Genomic DNA, 19,604 nt, shown 5'->3' with positions numbered 1-19,604 from the left:
ATGAACCGTTATAGGAACGAATTCGCTCTTATCTTTTGCACGATGATCTGGGGTGGCACCTTTTCCGCCACCAAAATGAGCCTGATCTCCGTTTCGTCCTGTTTGTTCATCGGGATCAGGTTTGCCATAGCGTCTCTTATTTTTCTAATTTATATTTTTATAAAGCAACGTTCTGAGGAATCCAAATTCCCTAACCTAAGAGAGAACAAGGGAATGTACTTTTTGGCATTTCTCTTAGGTTTCTGGATGTTCCTAGGATTCGCCTTTGAGACGGTCGGTCTTAGATTCACGAGCGCAACCAAGTCCGGATTTTTGACTGGGACCCTGGTAGTTATCACTCCCATCCTACAGACTATCTTCTGGAAGAAGACGCCGAATTCGGGAAATCTATTGGGAGTCATCGTAGTCATGCTCGGCCTTTTCTTCCTTTCCTCTGAATGGACCGAAGATCATAAATTTATAATATCTTTCCGGTTGGGCGACGTATTGACCTTATGCGGGGCCTTCTTCTTCTCTTTGTACATTATTTATGTGGATAAGGCAAGTAGGTCCTGTCCTCTGGATGTCCTTCTTCTCTCTCAGACTTTGGTTACGAGTATATTCTCTTTTGGTCTGGCCTTTCTTTTGGATTCGAGCGGGTTCGAACCCTTGTTCGTTCAATTGAATGAGAAGGTAATGCCCGCTCTTCTTTACAATGGGATCATCTCCTCCGTAGGAACTACGTTCTTACAAACCAAGTACCAGCAAGGGATCTCCCCAACCCGAGCGGGTTTGATCTTTTCCTTGGAGCCTGTCTTCTCCGCGATCCTTGCCTACTTTACTTTGGGAGAAACCTTGGAGGGAACAAGTTTGCTTGGATGCGGCTTGATCCTGACCGGAGTGATCCTGGCAGAACTTTTGGGAAGAGAGAGAGGTATCGCGTGAGATTTTTTACATATTGAATCTGTAATTTTTCACTATAAGTCAAATTTCATCTTCAATGAGAGTATTATGATAACGGAAACTATTTCATTTATTCGCTAAAAGAGAAAGCTTGCTTCCGCTTTTATTCCGGAAGAGTGCATACTACCGAAATACTCGATTGTCGGCGTTACTTTCAATCTGGCGCTGGACCCAGGCGTGCCTTGAATGCTTAAATTCGAGGAATATTTCCAAGTTAGGAATCCATCGATTAAAACCGCCGCCGCAAAGAGCCCTAGGACGAAATGGGCTCTGTTTGCGTATTGTTCTCTTGTAATACTTTTATCACCGCTTGGAGTATATACTTCGTCTTGGAATTTCTTATATCGAAGATAAGTAAAGGCAAGTAAGGTCTCATCGCTCGTTTGATTCGCTCTTCGAAGTAGTAATAGTTGTCCTAGCTTTTCCTTTTCAGTTCTGGCTGATTCGGGTTGCTTCATGTAGGCAATCGCAAATAAGAAACTAATCCCTTTGAAGAAAGACATAGGAACTCCCCATTTTTGCTGGGGCTCCGAATTTAATCCCGACCAGAATGGAACAGGTGCCCAGAGAATATTTCTTTTTGGAGGAGTATAAGGGGGAGGTTGAGCGGCTTCTTGTTTAGGCTCTTCTAAAGGAGTTGGAATTTCGGTTTGTTTCTTTTTCTCCACAACCGTTTGAGGAGCATCTTTTTTAGAGGGTTGGGTGGCAGGATTCGGTTTCACTTCTCCCGGTTCGATCGCCTTTAAGGATTCGATCGGATACGATTGGCTAGAGCCATCCGCTTTTTCGACGACGATTACCTTTCCCTCTATTCTGCTCTTTACGTTCGTAAGGCTACGTCCGTCTTTCAGACGTACAGTGTCTGAGAATACATAAGAAGATTTAAATATACAGAAAAAAAGAAAAATGATAATGAGATAGGTTCTTTTCTTCATTCGAATTCTATCCTTTTGATCTCGGAAGCCTTGAATTCCTGCATGTCGTCTCCTTGGATCAAAATATAAATATCTCCTTTTTGTAATAGACTTGTTCCTTTCTTAATAGTTCCGTTTTTAAGAATGATCCGATTTCCTGGGATTTCTGTGGCTTCCGGATAGAGTATCTTGGCAGGACTTGGGATCTCTTTTTTAGATCCTTCTTTCTGCTCGGACTCTACCGAGACTGTGGAGAAGGCACGGACTAAGTCTTTCTCTTCTTCTTCTTTTAGTTTTTGTACCAGAGTAGGTGCATTCAGGAAGATCAGAGCCTTTTCGCCCTGTGCGATCGGAATTTCCGGAACATTCTTCTCCGATTCCAGCTGTAGCTTTCCTTCCAGGACTTCTACTTTTACTTCCGAATTTTCAGAAGAATATACTCGCACTCTTGTGCCCAGGAATTTGATCTGATGTCCGTATACGTTCAAATGAACATCTTTCGGATACTTGCCGAAGAGAAAGGATGAGAATTGCGAATCGATCAGGATCTCTCCCGATCTGAAGCTGATCTCCCAGGCATCAGACATTCTGGAAACGGAAACATTAGAATTTGGTAATAGTCTCAGTTTGAATTTCTTTCCTTTTTCTTCGCTATGGAAATAAAACTCGCAAAGAGAATGGCTCCCGGAACGCAGAGATCTGACTTCGGAATGAAATTCTTCTTTGCAATCCCCGAAGGAAAGAGTTTTGACGGATTCCCAAGGACTAGGAGAGAAGAGATTTGCCGAGTAGAAATAAGCTCCGAGAGAGAAGAGTAGGATTGCCGCTGCAGAATATAAAATTGTTTTGTATTTTGCAGATTTATTACTAGTAATAGAGATCGGGTGATGGATCCTTTCGACCCCTCTATGGATTTTTGTTAAGGATTCGAATCTCGCTCTAAGGATCTTAGAACCTATGATTAGCTCATATAATTCTTGGGCCTGCTCCTCTTTTTCACTTATTAGAAATTCTGCAACGAGTTCGTCGAAGCTATCGGGGTCTGTTTCGAATTTTCGGATCTTGTCTTGTATCGAACTCATAAACGAACCCCCTTCCCCTCCAAACAACGCTTCAGTCTTTTTAAAATATCTGCGTATCTGCGACTGACAGAACGTTTCGTAATCCCTAATATGCTACCGATTCCCTCTAGAGTGGCCTGATTTCGGAACTTTTCCCCTACGAGTTGTCTATCTTCTTCGGGCAATAATTGCATACAGTTCGAGAGAGAATTTAGCCTATGCTCCTCTTCCCAAAGGTCCACGATTTCGGACCCGGGATCCCGGTTGGCGGAAGCCACTGTCTCTATCTCTGCAGAGTCTTGGACGGACATTCTCTTTTTCTTCCTGAGTTCGCCGTAGTAGAGATTTCTTCCGACTACGGATCCCCAAGTATAAAAGGAAGCTTTTCGGGGATCGTATTTGGACGGGTTGTCGGTATAGACTAGGAACACTTCCTGGATCAGGTCTTCTGCTTTTTCTTTTTCGCCGGTTAACGAATAGAAATAAACGAATAGGGCCTTTTTACTTTTTTCGTAAATTTCAGAAATATGTTCTGGTTCTTGCATCTTACAAGGAGAATGGAATGATTCTCTTTGTAAGATGCACTACCAAACCCATTCAATCTTATTTTCTCCGACTCCTTTTTTTATTTCCTAAATCATTGGCATCCGCCGGGATCTATCGTTCCTGAACTATTTCTTCTCGGACCGCTGTACTCATAGGAAAGAGAACCTGTGCTAAGAGCAATGCTTCCTGTTGCAGTCTTTGTTCCGGTCACAGTGAGAGAAATATCTCCGGACACTGGGAGACAATTCGTATAATTCCAAGTAGCGCTATTGAATGTAAGAGTGACTATGAATCCTGCAATCTGATGATCGACCTTAACGGTTCCATCTACTACTCTTGTTCCCGCATTCTTGTCCGTTGTAATGGAGAGACTGCTAGGAGTTGTGACCACATGGCGCACTATATCGGTGCCTTCATCATTCTTAACTCCTCTAGTCTCGTTTATAGAAAGAGTGTAAGAAGAGCCTGAACTAGAAGCGGAGCTCCAATCTACTGAGAGCCCGATGTCTTGGTTTCCGGGAGAAGGAATTGTGGAACCGTTCCCGATAATGGTGAAAGTCTTATTTACCCTTCTCGTATTTGTGATGGAACGATTGGGTGCGATCCGCAATTGAGTGCCCGCTTGGATATAAGGAGCGCTAGCCGACAGATTATTCCAGTACACTTGAGTGTCTCCGTTGTGATACGAAGCTCCAAAAGGAAGGAATTTGCAGGAGTTTAAGGATCTTGTTACGGAGAAGCTGGCGGAAGGTCCATCATAAAAGTCCGTGCCCGAAGTTACCGTGCGAGTATAACTTCCTCCACCAAGGCAATAGATCGTGGAATCCAATGCTTCCAAAGAAGGGAATAGAAACTCGACGATCCGGTCCGAAAGTGCGAGTTGTTTTGGGGGTTGAGGATGATATAGTTTTGCGACTTGAGCATTCTCTATGGTCAATGTCTCCATTGATTCCATAACGGAATCTATTCCGGAGCTGGACGCGTCAGCGACCGGATCGTTTTCCAAACTTGCAAGAGAGAGTAGGGTAGCAGTGGAAGAGTTTCCGCTGGAGGATCCACCTCCACAATTTCCCAAGAAAGGAAGAATCATGGAGATAGAAACTATAATTAGAATTGTTTTCGTTTTCATACTTGCCTCCGACTTTGAAGTCGTTTGAAAGAGGTACGTATGTGTTCCCAAACAGGGACGAACTTTTTTATGCCGGAGGCATCATCTTCGTAGAGATTGCGATCCGATTCCAAGAATTGATCGTATTGATCACGATCACGAGTCCGATCGTTTCCTTTTCGTCGAATTGAGCTCGGACCCGATCATATACCTCATCCGGAACTCCTGCTTTAGAGATCTGAGTTACATACTCTGTCAATTCCAAGGCGGCCTTTTCTTTCTCGGTGTAATACGTTGTTTCTCTCCATGCATTTAGAAGATAGATCCTTCTTTCTTCTTCGCCTAAGGCTCTGCTGTCCGCGCTGTGCATATTTATGCAATAGGCGCAGCCGTTGATCTGAGAGGCTCGGATCTTGATCAGCTCATAGAGTTTAGGCTCGATCCCTGTGCTCTTAGCGAATTTCTCCATCTCAAGCATTTTCTCTAGAACTTGTGGATAGACTTTAGCATAGTTAAATCTGGTGCTCATTGATTTCCTCTTTTAAAAGGAAGACGAGAGCGGATTTGGTTTGTGACAGAAACGGAAATGTTTGTGACGGAATGTGGGAGTTCCTACAGTATCGGAGAAGAAGTTTTTTATTTTTGATCCTTCCGTAGTTCTACGGAAGGGGGATTGGTGCTTAGGTGTTTCCCGATATTGTCCCTAATTTGTGCGTATGATAGCATTCACCTACATAGCGAAAAAATTTTCTCGCTCATATAGGAAAACCAATCATGAAAATCAATGCCCTGCCTCTCTTTCTTGCCCTTTCCATCTTGATAAACTGCCAAGGCGGAGGAGATTCTAACTCTTCAGTCCTCGCCATACTTGCTGCAAGGAAATGTATCTCAGTTCCGAGGATCATTATATATCACGATGAAATATCGGGTTACGATACTGACGAATTTCATTGTTCGGTATCCGGTACTAAATACAATTGTCTCAATATTGATGACGATCGAGTGTGGAGCAGAACATACGAATCGGTAAGCGCAGTAAGCTTGGGGGTGATCGATCCTCCTTCCGTGGCCTTTGGTTTCGGCGTTCAAGTCGCGCAAAGGGGGTTGCTAGAACTCAAATCACATCCTTCTGCAAATCCTTCGATTGTGAATGACGATTATACATTTACATACGATTCTTTTCATCAGCTTCTTTCATCGACGGATGTAGTGGGAGGTGGAACTATCACTTTTTCAAATTACGATATAAATGGGTTCCCTCTGGATATCAGTGGTGGAGGAAGTATTGCTTACCAATATAATTATAGCCCTACCTTACCAAGTGCGATCTTTAGTGATTCCGTTATGTTTTACGATGCCAACGGATGGATAAACGAGGTTTCGGACGGTGGTAGTACTGACGTTAGCTTTCATTATCCCGGTGGCACCTTGCAACTCTGCGAATAAGATCTAGAATTTAAGGCTCCTTCTCCTCTTTTTTATCCGACGGATTTTCTTGGATAGGAGGGGAAGGTTCCTTCTTCTGTGTGTCTTCTTCTTTTTTAGGGCTATCCCACTCTCTCTTCTTGCTATCCTCATCAAAGGAGAAGTTTCTGTGGATATTGAATCCCACGGAATATTGTCTCTTGTTGAAATCGAAGTCGCCGCCGTTCAGTAGCTTGGTTTGGGAAAGAGTTCTGGTGTCCGTGATGAAAAGTTGGAAAACATGTCCTCCCGTCTCAAAATCCACGCCGAAGCTGAGAGGAACGGAATAATGTGGAACGGGTTTATCTAATATTACGTTTTGAAAATATACTGCGGCAAGGTCCTTCGGTAAGGAATAATTCGAGTTGATCTGGTCCCCAGTCAATGTTTGGAATCCGTCTATCTTAGATTGTCTATCTGCGGAAGCGTAATCTGTTCCTATATAATCCCTTTGTTTCGTAAAGATCGCTTCGAATGTGAAGTCCACTCTTCTGAATAGCTTCAGTCTTCCCCCTACATCTATTCCCCAGCGATCGTTGTCCAGAGTGGATTTGACGAAATTCCTATGAACGAAAGTAGGAGAGATCTGCAAGGAAAAGTATTGGTTTACCTTTCTGGAGATGAGTAGAGACGCCATATAACTTCGCTTATCATTGTCGCTCAGAACATATTGGTTCAGGTCTTGCTGTAGTTTGGAATCCACTGCGGCCATTCCGGTACTTGGCACTTGGATATTCGGAGTAAGTGGGACCACTTGTCTATCAGTATCCTGAGAAGCCACTCCCCAAAAGGAAACCGTAAAAGGAAAGCTCTCCGATTGTGTAAAGAGCCTTGCCTTCGTTCTGAATTCGTAGGTCTTATTGTCGGAGATCCTGGCAAATCCTACAGAGATCTTCTCGGTGATCCCGTAATCCCCTCCGATCAGGATGTTTGCTCCCGAATCCAGTCCGAACAGATCCTTAAAACCGTTCTGCGCGTCCCCGAATCTATGATTGAACCTTAGGTCCAGATTCTTATAGCCCACATTTTCCGTAGAGGGCATATTGATCAGGGTAGGGCTCATGAACGTCGAGCCTACAGGGAAGACGGATCGAAATCCCGACAGTAAGAATAAGATACAGGATAAAAGAGTGAATAAGCGTGTTCGTTCCGATTTCATTTAATGGTTTCTAGGAGAAAGTCCGTTTTAATCTCAATTTTTTCGTTTAGTTTCAATATAAGAAGACTTGGAATCTCGATGTGAAAGTCCTTTAAGAAAATCGCAAATGAGGATACGAATCGAAGAGAATTCCCTTCGGAGGAAAGAGTTCCTTCGATTATAAAATTTTCCTTAGTTTGTCCGTGTAACACGAGACTCCCTGAAAGTTTCGTCTTACCGGAAGCAGGATCATAAGAATCTATCTTTCCCGTAAAGGACGCAAAAGGGAAGAGAGTTGTCTCTAGATAATTATCATGCATATGGGAATCCCGGAGCCGGTTCCCAGTGGAAAGATCTCCTAGATCGATCCTAACATGAACAGATTTAGAGACCGGGTCTACTTCTCCTGATACGTTATCTCCTCTTCCATAGATCTCTTCTTGAGGAGCAACGCTTCTGAAAATCGTCTTTCCTTGAATGATCCTTTGTTTGGTTCCAGGAAATTCCAAGGGAGCGGCAAGTATCGGCCCGGAGAAGAGTAGAATGACCGAGCAAAGCAGAACACTTCGACTCCCGATCGGAAAGAGATAAAAACTTTTATTCACGGAGAAGAACCTCCTTGTATCCAACAATACACTGCTTGCTTCACCGAGTTATTTGTGTATCCTGCCATGATGCCGAAGAGAGTTTGAAAGAGACGACTTTGATGAGGTTGGCCGGGAACCGTATCTGCCTTGGTGGAATTATAATCGGTTAAATTCACTCCTCCATGAGCTGAAGCGCCGTGACAACCTTGGCAACTGCTAAAGCCGGGAGTGGAAGTCAGATCCGCAAACGAAGGTACTGAAGTACAAGTGTAAGTCGGAAGCGTCATATTTGCCGTAACCAAATTGAAAGCGGGGTCCGGTTTCTTACTAGAATTCTCACAGAAGAAAGATGACGCAGAGCTAAAAGCCAATAGTAAGGCGAAGATGCCGTATCTTGCTTGTTTGGGAAGGGATTGAGTTCCAAAGTATTTTCTGTTCATTTCATGTTTCCTGTCCTCGGAGAAGGACAGTAATTCTCCTTAAGCCCGCAAGCGGGCCTTTTGAGTAAGAAACAAAGTTTGGGAGCTTTCAATGGAATTTACCGTAGGAAGTTGTTGTAAGAATGGGTAATATCCTTTGGGAAATGAACGCAGTATATATTACATTTCTGTGTGCTTTTCCATCAAAACTATCTTTGGTTTTGAGGAACGAAGAATGTGTCAAGGAGCTCATGGATTGCTTCCTCCTTGGATCCAGCAATACACGGCTTGATTCAAAGCTGAGGTAGTATAAGCAGACATTATATTGCCGGGAAGTAATACCCTATAAAGAACGCTCATGCTTGCGTTTCCGGAGACAGTCTGGGATCGGACAGAGGAGTAACTAGTGATATCCACTCCACCGTTAATCGTGCCGCCTGAATGACAACTTCCGCAACTAGAGACGATTGCCCCTTGTTGGTTTAGGCTGGCAAACGTTGGCTGAGGATCTGCACAAACGTACGTCACTGAAGAAGAGGCAAGTAGGCTAAAAAGGTGCGGATCCCTTTTTTGATCCGCACCGGAGTTCTCGCAGTTCGTGGAAAGGAAGGATTGAAATAGAAGCAATACGATCATTGCATATCGAACGAAATCTTTCTTCTTCATTTTCTTTGCTATTTCCTCCACGATATTCTCCTTGATTAGAAGACCAATTGGGCCGTCACATTAAAGACGGACTTTGTTCCGAGTTGAGGCCCGTTCAGATGTTGGTAGAACGGGGTTCCGTATTCCAAATTGATCCTAGTTTCCGTTCCTGAACTAAAAGGAAGTTTAATATTCATTCCCGCAAATGCGAGACCTCTTCTTCCTCCTTGCAAGTTCGGATCGTTTTGAGGATCCATGGTTTGATCCAACGACTTGTCAACGCCTGTGATATTGTCCCATTTCTGGTATTGAATTCTTCCGAGAAGGGACATCCAATCTAAGATCTTGAATCCAACCCAGATAGATGTCTCGTATCGATTTCCGAATCTATATCCGTTATCATTCTTTCCATAACGAAGATTCGCCGAGAATTGCGAACCCCAGAAGAATCCGCCCGAGTTGCCGGTATAAGTGAGTCCGGGAGTCGGATTATAAGTCCTAGTTCCGGGCTGCATATTATAAGGAACCTTGGCCTGGATCATTCCCATACTCAATCCCATGGAATCCCTTTGGTCAACGGAACCGGTCGGAAGACTAAGCCCGAAGTTCACCAAAAGATTATGATGTTCCATTTTTACGAATCTATACGTTAGTTGTCCTTGTATATCTCCGATCCCTTTAGAACTCATGTAGGACTTCAAGTATGTTCCTCCGTTCAACATTTCCATGCTATTGCGGACATAAGGGATCATTACCATCACCGAAAGGTTCTCGGTGATAGAAGCCATTACATTCGCCATTTGCATTTCCATCATCATTCTCTGAGGCACCATCATGTATGTGCCGGAACCGGAGATTCCTCCAGTCCCGCCGTTTACTCCTGTCGTATGGGGGACATTCAGTGGAAGCATGGGACTGATCGTCTGGCCTCCGTTGTATAATCCCTGCATACCCATTAGCATATAACGATATTCTACCATTATCTTCCCGGGTTCGTGAATATGGGTTCCCATTAAACCTGCGGGAGATTCCAGTAAGTGATCATCCTTATGTGCTTCCTTGTCAGAACCCTTATGGGATTTGTGATCCTTCTCTTCTTCTTTCGGTTTTTCCGGCTCGGAAGGAGAATCGAAGATCCCTCCCTGAGAGAAGAGTGGAGTTTGGAGCATACAGAGAAGAAGAAAGAATGTTAGAAAGAATCTTCTACATTCCATTCATTCCCCCCATATGCATGTGGCCCATGGAAGAGCCACCGCCCATCGAATATACGGTTGTATAGGTAGGATTTCCTCCCACAGTAAAGGTTTGGATCGGATCCAAACCTGGGCTTAGAACAGTAATCGTACCATCCGTATAATTCGGGACAAAGACTCCTAATAGAGAAGTTCCCGAAGAATTCAAAGAGAAGGTACGATAGGGCTGATTTGTGCTCCCAACCGAAACGCTTTTGACCAGATTTAGATCCGGTAGGTTCTGAATACTATATACATAAAGTTGATCCGTCGTAGTGCTTGGATCCGTAGAAGCAGAAGCAACTAACAGTCGTTTGCCGTCCGGAGTCTCTTGGATATCTGAAAACCCGGAGTTCGAGACCGAGATCGGATTCCCTAAAGTCCCAGTATGCAGATCGATCCCAAGTAATAATCCCTTGTTCGGAGATGTGGAAGTATCCGTCCCGGAAAGGAGCAGATAACGTCCTGAAGAGTCGATCTTAAGTACTGAATACTTTGTCCCTACATTGCTTATGCTCGTTCCCAATGCACCGGTATTCCCGTTGCCTGTCGGATCGATCACTGCGATACTACCCGAACCGGATGCTAAGTAAGTGTAAAACTTATTTGTATACTTGGAATAAACGATACCGTTCGGGGTGCTGGAGAGAGAGATCGTATTCAGAAGGCTCGAACTTAAGAATGTAGGAGAATCTTCGTCGTTATCTACAACGCTGATCGTGTTATCACCTTGGTTCGTGATCATTGCAAGAAATGGCGCCTTGGTCTGAGAAGCCGCGGAGTGGGGGCCCAAACCGATGCAAATCGAAGTATGGATGCTTGCTAGGATCACAGGATCCGGACTATCGTGGATCACGGTAAAGGATCCTTTTGTAGGCTGGCTTGGACAGAGAATAGGATCTGCTCCCGTCCCATCCCCGTCGTTCATCAACCAGTTGTGGTCGGTATTCGCAGGATCTACAAAAAGCATTCCAGGATTCGTTCCTACATTCAGGGTTTTTAATATAGGGTTCGATTTCCGAACATCCAGGACCTGCACTCGATTGCTGCCGGGAATAGAAGTAAGGATATGCCCCGAACTCACGTCCGTCGCGAGTATACCAGTAGGTATTCCTAAGGATTGGATAGGGTCGTAAACATTCATCGCCCCTGCGAATGTAGTGCTTAACGCATTTACACCGAAACTGCTTCCCGCATTGGAGACATAGGCGATTGCCTGGGTTTGTGTCGCGGCAAACAGATTCAAGGCCATTACGCCTTGATTATAGCCTTCGTCCTTGGAAAGGGTGCAGTTCGATATGAATAATAAAAATGTAATACAGACAATCGTCCGTTTGACTAACATAATATTCACCAGAGTATTTCATTCTTTGCGAATTCGTTCCGGTATATGGCTAGGCATCGAATCGGGGACTTGCAAGAACCTAGAGCGGTCCGTTATTGTAACGGGCCCAAAGGAACAGTCGGTTCAGCGAAGATCCGTAGGTATTCTTTGCCGGAGGCTGGATCCATAAGGAACTAAAAGCGAAAGTAAATCGCCAGCCTCACTGGGATCTTGGAAGGATCCTAGTTTTAGCCTGAGTTAGTTTGTCTTGGGTGGTTTGAGGAATTTCGGAAGATAGCCTTTTGCTAAAGAGGAATTTGCATCTATAAATGGGTCCGACTCGGAATAATCCGGGTTTAATCTCAAATATACAATTTCTTTAATATACGTGGAGCTGGAGATCCTTGCGCGAGAGGATTTATCGTGTTTTTTGCAAGGGCAGGTATGAACATCCGTTTTATCCGTAGAAGAATGACAACTCGGCAGTTTAGAAGCTTTATGAATAGAAGAAGAATGACTTAACTTAGAATCTCCCTCCTTCTTGAAAAAAGCATCTTCAGGACTTGCTGAATGATTTTCCTGAGTAGAACCATGATTGCAAGTGCAGATCATATTTTCCAGATCCACAGCTAAGAAGGCAGAATGAACAGATTGGGCACCGAATAGAAGGGTAAGGACCAGAATAAAGACCCGATTCAGGATCGAGAGTGCCATACGACCAACGTTCTGACGATTTTAATGAGGGTCAATTCGAATAAGGCGATCCGTATAAATACGGAATTCGCTCCTATTTGCGCGTACTTCCGCTCATATACAAGAAAGATTATTTCACATATAATTCGCCAATTAAAGCAGTTTGGATTTGAAATTATATGAAACAGAAAAAGCAAATATTCACTTTGTTCGTATCAATGGTGCTCTCGCTCACTTTTTGCACCGGAGGAGGGAGTAGTTCCAATAGCATACTGTTTGCTCTGACTCTTTCCCAGTTGGATCCTCCTGCCGATCTGTACTTTACGTTAGGTTTTCCGGGATCTGCAAATACGATAACGGACGACAATTTCACTGGCACTGCATCCGATTATTCGATCAGCATAGATGGCGTAGCGGCTACCGGTTTAGCATTCAACGATCCGACTACTTTGCAATTTACGATGCCCACACTTCCAGGAGTGAACCAAAATAAGAATGCGACCATGATCGTATTACAGAACGGCACACCTTTTATGACGAAGACGGTCCGGTATCGTTCTCTCGTGGAGATCCCGATCGGGCAACCTCATGGTTATAGCAATTTTATCTCTTCTTCCGATATTAGTAATTTCTACTCGTTTACTTCTAGTGTTTCAGGAGACCATCTTTTCAATGTGTTCGGATATTCGTTTACTAACGTAGACTTATATTACCTTGACAATGCGAACTCCAGTCCTGTTGCGATTGCGCAGAGTTCCGCTTCGGATACGGAATTTAAGAAATATAACATTTCCTCTACCGGGCAACATATCATAGAGATCCGATATGTTTCGGGTTTGAGAACGAAGAATGTGATTCAGATAGCGGACGGAATTATAGCCGGAGTTCATACGACGAATGAGATAATGACGTATTATCGTTGTTATGATTTCATGTCGGGAGCTAGCACTCCTAGTAATCATAATTGTTTTGATCAGAATAATGCTGTGCCTGATCGAACTAGAACGGGGCGTTGTACGTATCCAACCTCCGGCGGGATTGTTACTAGAAGCTATTATATAGATTCAACCGGCTTCGGTTTCGACGTTGGCTACGCAGAAGGGACCTGTACTTTACCTGGCTTCGGATCTTATAATGTGGAAGACGCAATCTTTCAGGATAATTGAAAGATAGGATTTTCTTCTTTCCTTTCTGGGTTAAGAGGTCCAAGGTTTGTTTATCATTTGAAATTCGAAACATATCGATTCGGAAGTAAGAGTTGAAAAATAGGATCTTTATAGTAGACGATCATCCTTTGATCCGCACTGGACTCCGCGTGGAGATCCAGAACGATCCTAGTTTGGTTTTTGTAGGCGAAGCAGGTTCTATCCAAGCAGCTATACGATCTATGGATTTTAAGAAGGCTGACTTGATGGTCTGCGATATTTCTCTCTCCGACGAAAATGGGATTGAGGAATTAGATTCGATCAAGAGGAAGTTTTCCGAATTAAAAGTGATCTTTCTGACCATGCATCGTGACTGGGCCTACTTGCAAAAAGCGTTTCAGTCCGGAGCGGAAGGGTATATCCTAAAATCCGAGTCCATGCAGAATATTCTCGAGTCCATTAAGAAAGTATTAAATGGAGAGAAGGTATTTCCGAATCAAGCCGAGCCTTTGGTTCCTAAAAGTGATTTTCTCGCAAATGTGCATGGAAAGATAAAATTACTGACCAAAAGAGAACTGGAGATCCTGGAACTTCTCGCAAATGGAAAAATGAATCGAGAGATCGGCGAGGAGTTTGGGATCAGCATTCGCACTGTAGAGTCTCATCGAGGTGAGATCATGAGAAAATTGCAGATCAAAAATGCAGTGGAGTTGGGTCAGATCATTATTCGCTTAAGGGAGAGTGGCCTTTCTATAAACCAGGGCATAATCTACTGATCCCTATTCGGGTAGAAGGACCGTGAACCTACTGCCTTTTCCAGGTTCCGAATCCACTAGGATCTCTCCTCCATGCGCGAGCACGATCTTTCGAACGATAGAAAGACCTAAGCCAGCTCCCTTCGGCTTTTTACTTTTCAGCAATGGTTCATATAGAGAAAGTTTTGCTTCTTCGCTGATCCCGGGACCGTTATCTTCGAAGATCATGTAGATACAACCGGATTCTTTTGCGACTCGGATCGAAAAGATCCCTTTTCCTCCCATAGCCTCGTCGGCATTCTTTGCGAGGTTCAAGATCATTCTTCGGATCCTCATCGGATCGATCCAGATCTTCTCGATAGGATCGGATTGAATCAGTAGATCTATATTCTTCTCTTGAAAGAATAACTCTAGATCCTTCTTGATCTCGGAAAGGAATTCTTCCAAATTCACTTCTTTCAATTCTAATAGGATCTTGTTCTTTGCGAATTCTAGGATATCCACCGAGAGATTCGTCAAAGCATCCGTTTCTCTTTTGGCCTGATCGAGCATTGCTCTTGGATTTTGGGCTGCGTTTTGGATGATATTGTTAAGAAGATTTTGAAGTAGGAATGTGTGGTGACCTATATCGTGCACGATCTGAGCGGCAAGTTCTCCGATTACGGCTAACTTTTCTCTGTCTAAGCGGATCAAATTCTGGATGGATAAGGCTAAAGCATAGGAGATCCCTTCGATCAGATCCGCTTCTTTGCTTAAGTAATCCGAATTTCGGATCGGTAGCTCTAAGAGAGCGAAGGTCCTCTCGTCCCTTTTGATGGGAAGAATGATCCGATCCTCTATAAAGCTGGGCGATGCTACAGAAGATAAAACCGATTCTGATAGAGGACTTAATGGACCTTCTGATCTTCCTTCTTCTATTTGGTCAGCTTCTTCCCGGAATAAAAAACGTTTCCAAGAGGACGAGTCCTTCTCCGGAAAATACATAGAAGCATGATCAGGAAGAAATCCTAGAAAAAGGCTTAGATCATTTAAAGCAACTTGAGAAGCAGACTGAACTGAAGTAGATAACATGATCCTTTGTGTGGAGGAGATCAGGATTTTCAATCTCTCAGATAAGCCTTCGGATCGGACAAAGGAGAGAGAAGATTTTTTAGCGACCACAGTTGAGTAAGTAAATAGTAGGATTAATTCTCCGTATGGGATCGTATAACCCGTGTTCACTATATAGTGCTGGTATAATATATCGTTTATTATGGTGATGTTTACGCCTGCGAATCCGATGAGGAGTAGAGCGGCATCTTCCGTCTTCGACCAAACCGATTTGACCAAAAGAAATAGCCACAATGGGGCCGGGATTAGAAAATTATAGATCTCTAATGGAACTAAGGTCAGGGTAAATATTTGATTCGGAGAAAAGATCACAAGTAAAGAAGAGGCATAATATGGCAGCATTATGTACTGACCGTATTTCTTCCAAAAAACGGAACGAACCGTCTCATTCATGAACGCTAGTAAACAAGGGCTCGTAAGATAAATAGACAGATATTCTAATCTATATAGGAATTCCCAAGGCAAATAAGGAAATAGATCATAACTGGCTCGAGTGTCCGATGTCAGGGTTCGGATAAAGATCAAGGCACTATGTATTCCTAAAAAGAGGGGACTTCTGTCTTTTTTTCTGAATGAGAATAAGACAAAATTAAAGATAGCCATGACCCCTTCCGCAGTGGCTAATATGAAGGTCAGTATAGAGGCGCGTTCTTTTGCCGAGAGTATCGTATCGAATGTCCCGATCTGGATCGGATACCAATAGCCTCCCCATCTATTATGAAAATTTGATATATATAGGATCATATCCACGGCCTGGGATTTGGGTAGCTCTGCGATATGATGTTTGAAGTTCGGGATTGTTTCCGATTTGGTTTTTCCTACCTTGCCCGCACTCGTAAGTAGTTTTCCATTCGCATGGAGTTCGTATGCGGTTCCTTGGTCGGGGATTCTAAGGTAAAATGGATCCGCCGATTCGGGTAATAGGATTTGCAGTCGATATGTGGCGAATCCATGGGAGCCGATTTCTTGTCCTTCTACTTGGATGGAGTTCCAAACGCTCGGTGCATTTACTAAGATAGGGGCGGAGCCTTCTTCTGAATTTTTGGGCAGAAATTCTTTCCAATAGAAACGCCATTCGCCAGAGAGCGAAGGGATCTTTTCGCTGGAGAAGTCCCAGTTTCTGAGGTCTAAGGTCCCGTTTATTGCGGATGGGGTTTGGTGTTCGCTCCGAGATGTATTACAACTCAGTAAGACCAAGAGAAATAGGAACCCCGAAAGTTTTTTCTTCGGCATACGAGTACATGAAAAAGTAGAAGACTCGGCGAGAAGGTCAATTCCAAAAGAGTGTGGGAACTCTTTGTTAGGCGAGATAAAGGGCGCCCCCACCCGGGGCTTGGGTGGGGGGAGTGGCCCGTGGGAGCAAGCGCTTGCTATATCACAAAATCACATTCTTTGCAAGGGGAAAATTTTCCCTCCTCCGTTCCTGTAGGAACTTCTCATGTCAACTTGTAGGAACTCATATTCTCATTCTTATACTTTTGGCGGCCAAGCATTCTTGCAAGTATGTGAGTAGCATAATGGCAGCAATATTGAAGAATCTTAAAGTTCATCTTTGAAAGGCAGATCAAATTTGATTTTTCCTTTACTAAGGAAATTCATTCTTTTCACTGATATCTTCTTTTATGAACGTATCGTTTGTGTTTAGGAGTATGAATGATCTCTTTTGACAAGATCCAAAAACGAGCAGCCAAAAGAAAAGGCGGGGAGAAGGTTCTACAATCCCTTCTTCCCAAAGTAAGTCCTAAAAGCAAACTCGCTCGTCTCTCCGATGATCGAGTGCTCAGCGAAATGTCAAAGCGGATCTTTTCGGCCGGCTTTGTTTGGAAGGTTGTGGAAAATAAATGGCCCGGATTCGAAGAGGCGTTCTTAGGATTCGACCCTGCAAAATTACTTAAACAGCCGAATCGGTTTTGGGACGCCTTAGAATCGGATGAGAAGATCATTCGCAACGCGCAAAAGATTTCATCAGTCAGAAAGAATGCACAGTTTGTCGTGGATATTGCCCGGGAACATGGTAGTTTCGGAAAATTTCTGACGGATTGGCCGATCCAAGATCAGATCGGGCTTTTGGATTTTCTTTCCAAACATGGATCCAGATTGGGTGGAAACACTGGTCAGTATTTCTTGCGTTTTATCGGAAGGGATTCCTTTATTTTATCTTCAGATGTTATATTATGTTTGCGTGATATAGGTCTTCCTTTGTCCTCCACGGGAAAATCCAAAAAAGATCTATCCGCAATTCAAAAACAATTCAATGTTTGGGCCGAGGAGACTGGCTTGTCGTATACTCACTTATCTCGCATTTGTGCGTTTTCGATCGGCGAAAACTATTCGGTTGATCCGGAAGAAGAGATGTGAATCGCAGAGATCCTATTTTCTTGTAATATTTTTTCTATTTTGACCGATTTCGACTATTTCATACCTGTTCCGGTTAGCAAGACGGAGAAATAAGAGTTAATTTCTATTCGAACATTTAGTAGTGCTTATTCACTTTCTAACTCTTAGGAATAAGTCGACTGCTATTAGGAGAACAGATGAAAATAAATCAATCAGTTGCGCTAGTCACTGGATCCAATCGAGGAATAGGAAAAGCGATCGTAGAGAGTCTAGTGGCAAACGGTGCAAAAAAAGTTTACGCTGCTGCTCGGACTTGGGACGGGAAAAAACCGATGAACGATAGGGTTATTCATGTCGAATTGGATGTAACCGATCAAAAACAAATCGATGCATTGGTTGGAAAAGCAGGGGATGTGAATTTACTCGTGAATAATGCAGGAGTCGTTGACTTTGTAGACATTATTAACGCGTCCGAAGAACAGTTCCAGCGAAACTTTTCGGTGAATCTATTTGGAATGTGGAAAATGGCCAAAGCCTTCGCACCAATTATCGAAAAGAATACGGGTGGTGCAATGGTGAATATTCTAAGCATTCTTTCCTTTGCAAGTATGCCCGTATTTTCAGTGTATAACGCATCTAAGGCCGCGGCTTGGTCCATGTGCCTTTCTCTGCGGGCTACCTTAAAGGATAAAGGCATACGAGTGTTGAACGTTTTTCCGGGGCCTGTAGATACGGATATGATATCAGCTGTTGATATAGCAAAAACGAGTCCGAAAGACGTAGCAAATTCTATACTCGCCGGATTGGAATCCGAAAAGGAAGACGTTTTTCCTGATCCTATGTCTGAATCTGTTTATGATGCTTGGAAGAAGGATCATAAACAGATTGAAAAACAATTCGCTTCGATGTAACGGAAGAAAAACGGGGAGTCTGGATAAAATGAAAATTGATAAACCTTTAATTCAATCTCGGACTCCTTCTTCTTTAAAGATCGTCCCGAATATACTTTTAAGCATGCCTAATGTGGAAACGATAGCTTTCGGGAAAAAAAGTAATTCGGCAATTGTATATAAAAAGGTTACAGAGCTGTTGCCGGACCAAGAGGTCTTTTCTAGAGCCGCCTCGCTTACTATCGTCTGTAGGGGAACAAAAAGAGTCACTTCTTACGACGGAGATTTTTTCGAGATCCGAGAAGGGGAGGCGGTTTTTTTGCCGCCAGATCTATACATGATTTCGGATCTACTTCCGGTAAAAGGCGGAGGAGATTTTGAAAGTTATCTTTTCTTTTTTCCGGATACCATTATAGAGGAATTTCTAACTACTAAAAAAATTCGTCTCTCTTCAGGAGAGCCTGCTGATATTTTTCGACTGCATTACGGGACTGGGCTCAAACTCTATGCAGAAAATTTAAAACCGTTGTTTCAGAGCGTTTCCCCGAGAACAGAAGACCTATTAAGAATCAAACTCTTGGAGGCCTTGCAAATTGCATCAAGCTCCGATAAGACTGGAACCTTCTTCGACTGGCTTTTTCAAGTTACTCAAAACAAGCATAGGGATTTAAAAACGTTTATGGAAAAAAATTTCGATAAACGTCTCTCTATCGAAGATTATTCCATACTTACTGGCAGAAGCATTTCGTCGTTTCAGAGAGACTTTAAAAAAATCTATGGACTTAGTCCTAAAAAATGGCTGACCATTCAGCGGATGAAGAAAGCAAAAGAACTGTTGGAGAACGGAGGAGCGAGTGTTACGGATGTTGCTCTCTCTATCGGTTATGAAAATATTTCGCATTTTATACGAGCTTTTCAGGAGCAATACGAAGTAACGCCTGGGGAATTTTTGAAAAAAGAAATTCGAGTCAGATGAGTTATTCGATTCGATAAGAGGCTCGCAGAAGGGCAGATTACTATCTTTGCTTAAAAGTTTCGGCAGTAAAATTTTCAAGAAATGAAAGTGATTTTCTTTACTTTTTCATTGACCGGGTGGCTCAATTCCCTACATTGGTTTTTACGGCCTTTTCCGTATGGGAGATCGCCGGCAAGGCTAAAGCGAGTCCAAAAGACGGAGACCTTCTCCTTCAAAAACATAGGTTCGCTGAGGCAAATAATCAGTTCTTTTACAACTTAATAACTGCGAATGAGAAATTAAATTTTTTATTAGCTGAGATTGATGTAAGGTGATGAG

Annotated in this window: 20 protein-coding genes and 1 pseudogene; 8 read left to right on the top strand and 13 right to left on the bottom strand. The window is 43.3% G+C overall.

Annotated features, from left to right (window positions below; genetic code table 11):
* Positions 1 to 924, top strand: a complete 924-nt coding sequence (locus EHO57_RS04270; protein WP_135646357.1) for a DMT family transporter — start codon at positions 1 to 3, stop codon at positions 922 to 924.
* A 95-nt stretch (positions 925 to 1,019) separates the two neighbouring features.
* On the opposite strand, the gene EHO57_RS04265 is transcribed toward EHO57_RS04270, so the two are convergent.
* The 5 genes from EHO57_RS04265 to EHO57_RS04245 all read right to left on the bottom strand — a co-directional run bounded on the left by EHO57_RS04265 (position 1,020) and on the right by EHO57_RS04245 (position 5,100).
* Positions 1,020 to 1,877 (bottom strand): hypothetical protein, encoded by an 858-nt coding sequence (locus tag EHO57_RS04265; protein WP_135646358.1) that lies wholly within the window; start codon positions 1,875 to 1,877, stop codon positions 1,020 to 1,022.
* Positions 1,874 to 2,938: an LIMLP_03685 family anti-sigma factor gene (gene rsx / locus EHO57_RS04260; protein ID WP_135646359.1), complete on the bottom strand. Its 1,065-nt coding sequence runs from the start codon at positions 2,936 to 2,938 to the stop codon at positions 1,874 to 1,876. The genes EHO57_RS04265 and rsx overlap by 4 nt, the downstream gene beginning before the upstream one ends.
* The gene (locus EHO57_RS04255) at positions 2,935 to 3,462 is read right to left on the bottom strand and encodes an RNA polymerase sigma factor (RefSeq protein ID WP_135646360.1); all 528 of its coding nucleotides are present in this window, start codon (positions 3,460 to 3,462) and stop codon (positions 2,935 to 2,937) included. The genes rsx and EHO57_RS04255 overlap by 4 nt, the downstream gene beginning before the upstream one ends.
* Positions 3,463 to 3,554: 92 nt before the next feature.
* The gene (locus tag EHO57_RS04250; RefSeq protein WP_135646361.1) at positions 3,555 to 4,592 is read right to left on the bottom strand and encodes a hypothetical protein; all 1,038 of its coding nucleotides are present in this window, start codon (positions 4,590 to 4,592) and stop codon (positions 3,555 to 3,557) included.
* A 67-nt stretch (positions 4,593 to 4,659) separates the two neighbouring features.
* On the bottom strand, positions 4,660 to 5,100 hold the full coding sequence (locus EHO57_RS04245; protein WP_135646362.1) for a carboxymuconolactone decarboxylase family protein: 441 nt from the start codon (positions 5,098 to 5,100) through the stop codon (positions 4,660 to 4,662).
* 245 nt (positions 5,101 to 5,345) lie between these two features.
* On the opposite strand from EHO57_RS04245, the gene EHO57_RS04240 reads away from it, so the two are divergent.
* Complete coding sequence (locus EHO57_RS04240) at positions 5,346 to 6,017, top strand: hypothetical protein (RefSeq protein WP_135646363.1); 672 nt, start codon at positions 5,346 to 5,348, stop codon at positions 6,015 to 6,017.
* 10 nt (positions 6,018 to 6,027) lie between these two features.
* Here EHO57_RS04240 and EHO57_RS04235 read toward each other — a convergent pair whose 3' ends face one another.
* From EHO57_RS04235 to EHO57_RS04205, 7 genes are all read right to left on the bottom strand, one after another.
* Complete coding sequence (locus EHO57_RS04235; protein ID WP_246050524.1) at positions 6,028 to 7,194, bottom strand: DUF5777 family beta-barrel protein; 1,167 nt, start codon at positions 7,192 to 7,194, stop codon at positions 6,028 to 6,030.
* Positions 7,191 to 7,778: a YceI family protein gene (locus EHO57_RS04230; RefSeq protein ID WP_167882299.1), complete on the bottom strand. Its 588-nt coding sequence runs from the start codon at positions 7,776 to 7,778 to the stop codon at positions 7,191 to 7,193. Before EHO57_RS04230 ends, EHO57_RS04235 begins: the two co-directional genes overlap by 4 nt.
* Positions 7,775 to 8,200 (bottom strand): LIC11213 family lipoprotein, encoded by a 426-nt coding sequence (locus EHO57_RS04225; RefSeq protein ID WP_135646365.1) that lies wholly within the window; start codon positions 8,198 to 8,200, stop codon positions 7,775 to 7,777. Before EHO57_RS04225 ends, EHO57_RS04230 begins: the two co-directional genes overlap by 4 nt.
* A 228-nt stretch (positions 8,201 to 8,428) precedes the next feature.
* Complete coding sequence (locus tag EHO57_RS04220) at positions 8,429 to 8,845, bottom strand: LIC11213 family lipoprotein (RefSeq protein WP_135646366.1); 417 nt, start codon at positions 8,843 to 8,845, stop codon at positions 8,429 to 8,431.
* 35 nt (positions 8,846 to 8,880) lie between these two features.
* Positions 8,881 to 10,038, bottom strand: a complete 1,158-nt coding sequence (locus EHO57_RS04215; RefSeq protein WP_135646367.1) for a transporter family protein — start codon at positions 10,036 to 10,038, stop codon at positions 8,881 to 8,883.
* Positions 10,028 to 11,401 (bottom strand): YncE family protein, encoded by a 1,374-nt coding sequence (locus EHO57_RS04210; RefSeq protein WP_135646368.1) that lies wholly within the window; start codon positions 11,399 to 11,401, stop codon positions 10,028 to 10,030. Before EHO57_RS04210 ends, EHO57_RS04215 begins: the two co-directional genes overlap by 11 nt.
* Before the next feature lie 237 nt (positions 11,402 to 11,638).
* The gene (locus EHO57_RS04205; protein ID WP_135646369.1) at positions 11,639 to 12,094 is read right to left on the bottom strand and encodes an LIC_11090 family protein; all 456 of its coding nucleotides are present in this window, start codon (positions 12,092 to 12,094) and stop codon (positions 11,639 to 11,641) included.
* A 158-nt stretch (positions 12,095 to 12,252) separates the two neighbouring features.
* Here EHO57_RS04205 and EHO57_RS04200 point away from each other — a divergent pair, with 158 nt between their 5' ends.
* Both EHO57_RS04200 and EHO57_RS04195 read left to right on the top strand, forming a co-directional pair.
* The gene (locus tag EHO57_RS04200; protein ID WP_135646370.1) at positions 12,253 to 13,239 is read left to right on the top strand and encodes a hypothetical protein; all 987 of its coding nucleotides are present in this window, start codon (positions 12,253 to 12,255) and stop codon (positions 13,237 to 13,239) included.
* Positions 13,240 to 13,331: 92 nt separating this feature from the next.
* Positions 13,332 to 13,994 carry a response regulator gene (locus tag EHO57_RS04195; protein ID WP_135646371.1) on the top strand — a complete coding sequence of 221 codons (663 nt, stop codon included), beginning with the start codon at positions 13,332 to 13,334 and terminating at the stop codon, positions 13,992 to 13,994.
* Positions 13,995 to 13,997: 3 nt separating this feature from the next.
* Here the strand turns inward: EHO57_RS04195 and EHO57_RS04190 are convergent, their stop codons facing one another.
* Positions 13,998 to 16,316 (bottom strand): sensor histidine kinase, encoded by a 2,319-nt coding sequence (locus EHO57_RS04190; protein ID WP_135646372.1) that lies wholly within the window; start codon positions 16,314 to 16,316, stop codon positions 13,998 to 14,000.
* Between the two features lie 420 nt (positions 16,317 to 16,736).
* Between EHO57_RS04190 and EHO57_RS04185 the strand changes: the two genes are divergently transcribed.
* The 4 genes and pseudogenes from EHO57_RS04185 to EHO57_RS18905 all read left to right on the top strand — a co-directional run bounded on the left by EHO57_RS04185 (position 16,737) and on the right by EHO57_RS18905 (position 19,286).
* Entirely contained in the window at positions 16,737 to 17,441 is a 705-nt protein-coding gene (locus EHO57_RS04185; protein WP_135646373.1) for a DNA-3-methyladenine glycosylase I, read from the top strand.
* A 176-nt stretch (positions 17,442 to 17,617) separates the two neighbouring features.
* On the top strand, positions 17,618 to 18,331 hold the full coding sequence (locus EHO57_RS04180) for an SDR family oxidoreductase (protein ID WP_135646374.1): 714 nt from the start codon (positions 17,618 to 17,620) through the stop codon (positions 18,329 to 18,331).
* Positions 18,276 to 18,926 (top strand): annotated as a pseudogene (locus EHO57_RS19050) (hypothetical protein); the annotation flags it as partial. The gene EHO57_RS04180 and the pseudogene EHO57_RS19050, both read left to right, overlap by 56 nt.
* A 63-nt stretch (positions 18,927 to 18,989) precedes the next feature.
* A complete protein-coding gene (locus EHO57_RS18905) occupies positions 18,990 to 19,286 on the top strand; it encodes a helix-turn-helix domain-containing protein (protein ID WP_246050522.1) in 297 nt (98 codons plus the stop codon).
* Positions 19,287 to 19,604: the final 318 nt, after the last annotated feature.

This window comes from Leptospira langatensis (assembly GCF_004770615.1).
Classification (GTDB): Bacteria; Spirochaetota; Leptospiria; order Leptospirales; family Leptospiraceae; genus Leptospira_B; species Leptospira_B langatensis.
This window is presented reverse-complemented; position numbering and strand designations above follow the sequence as displayed.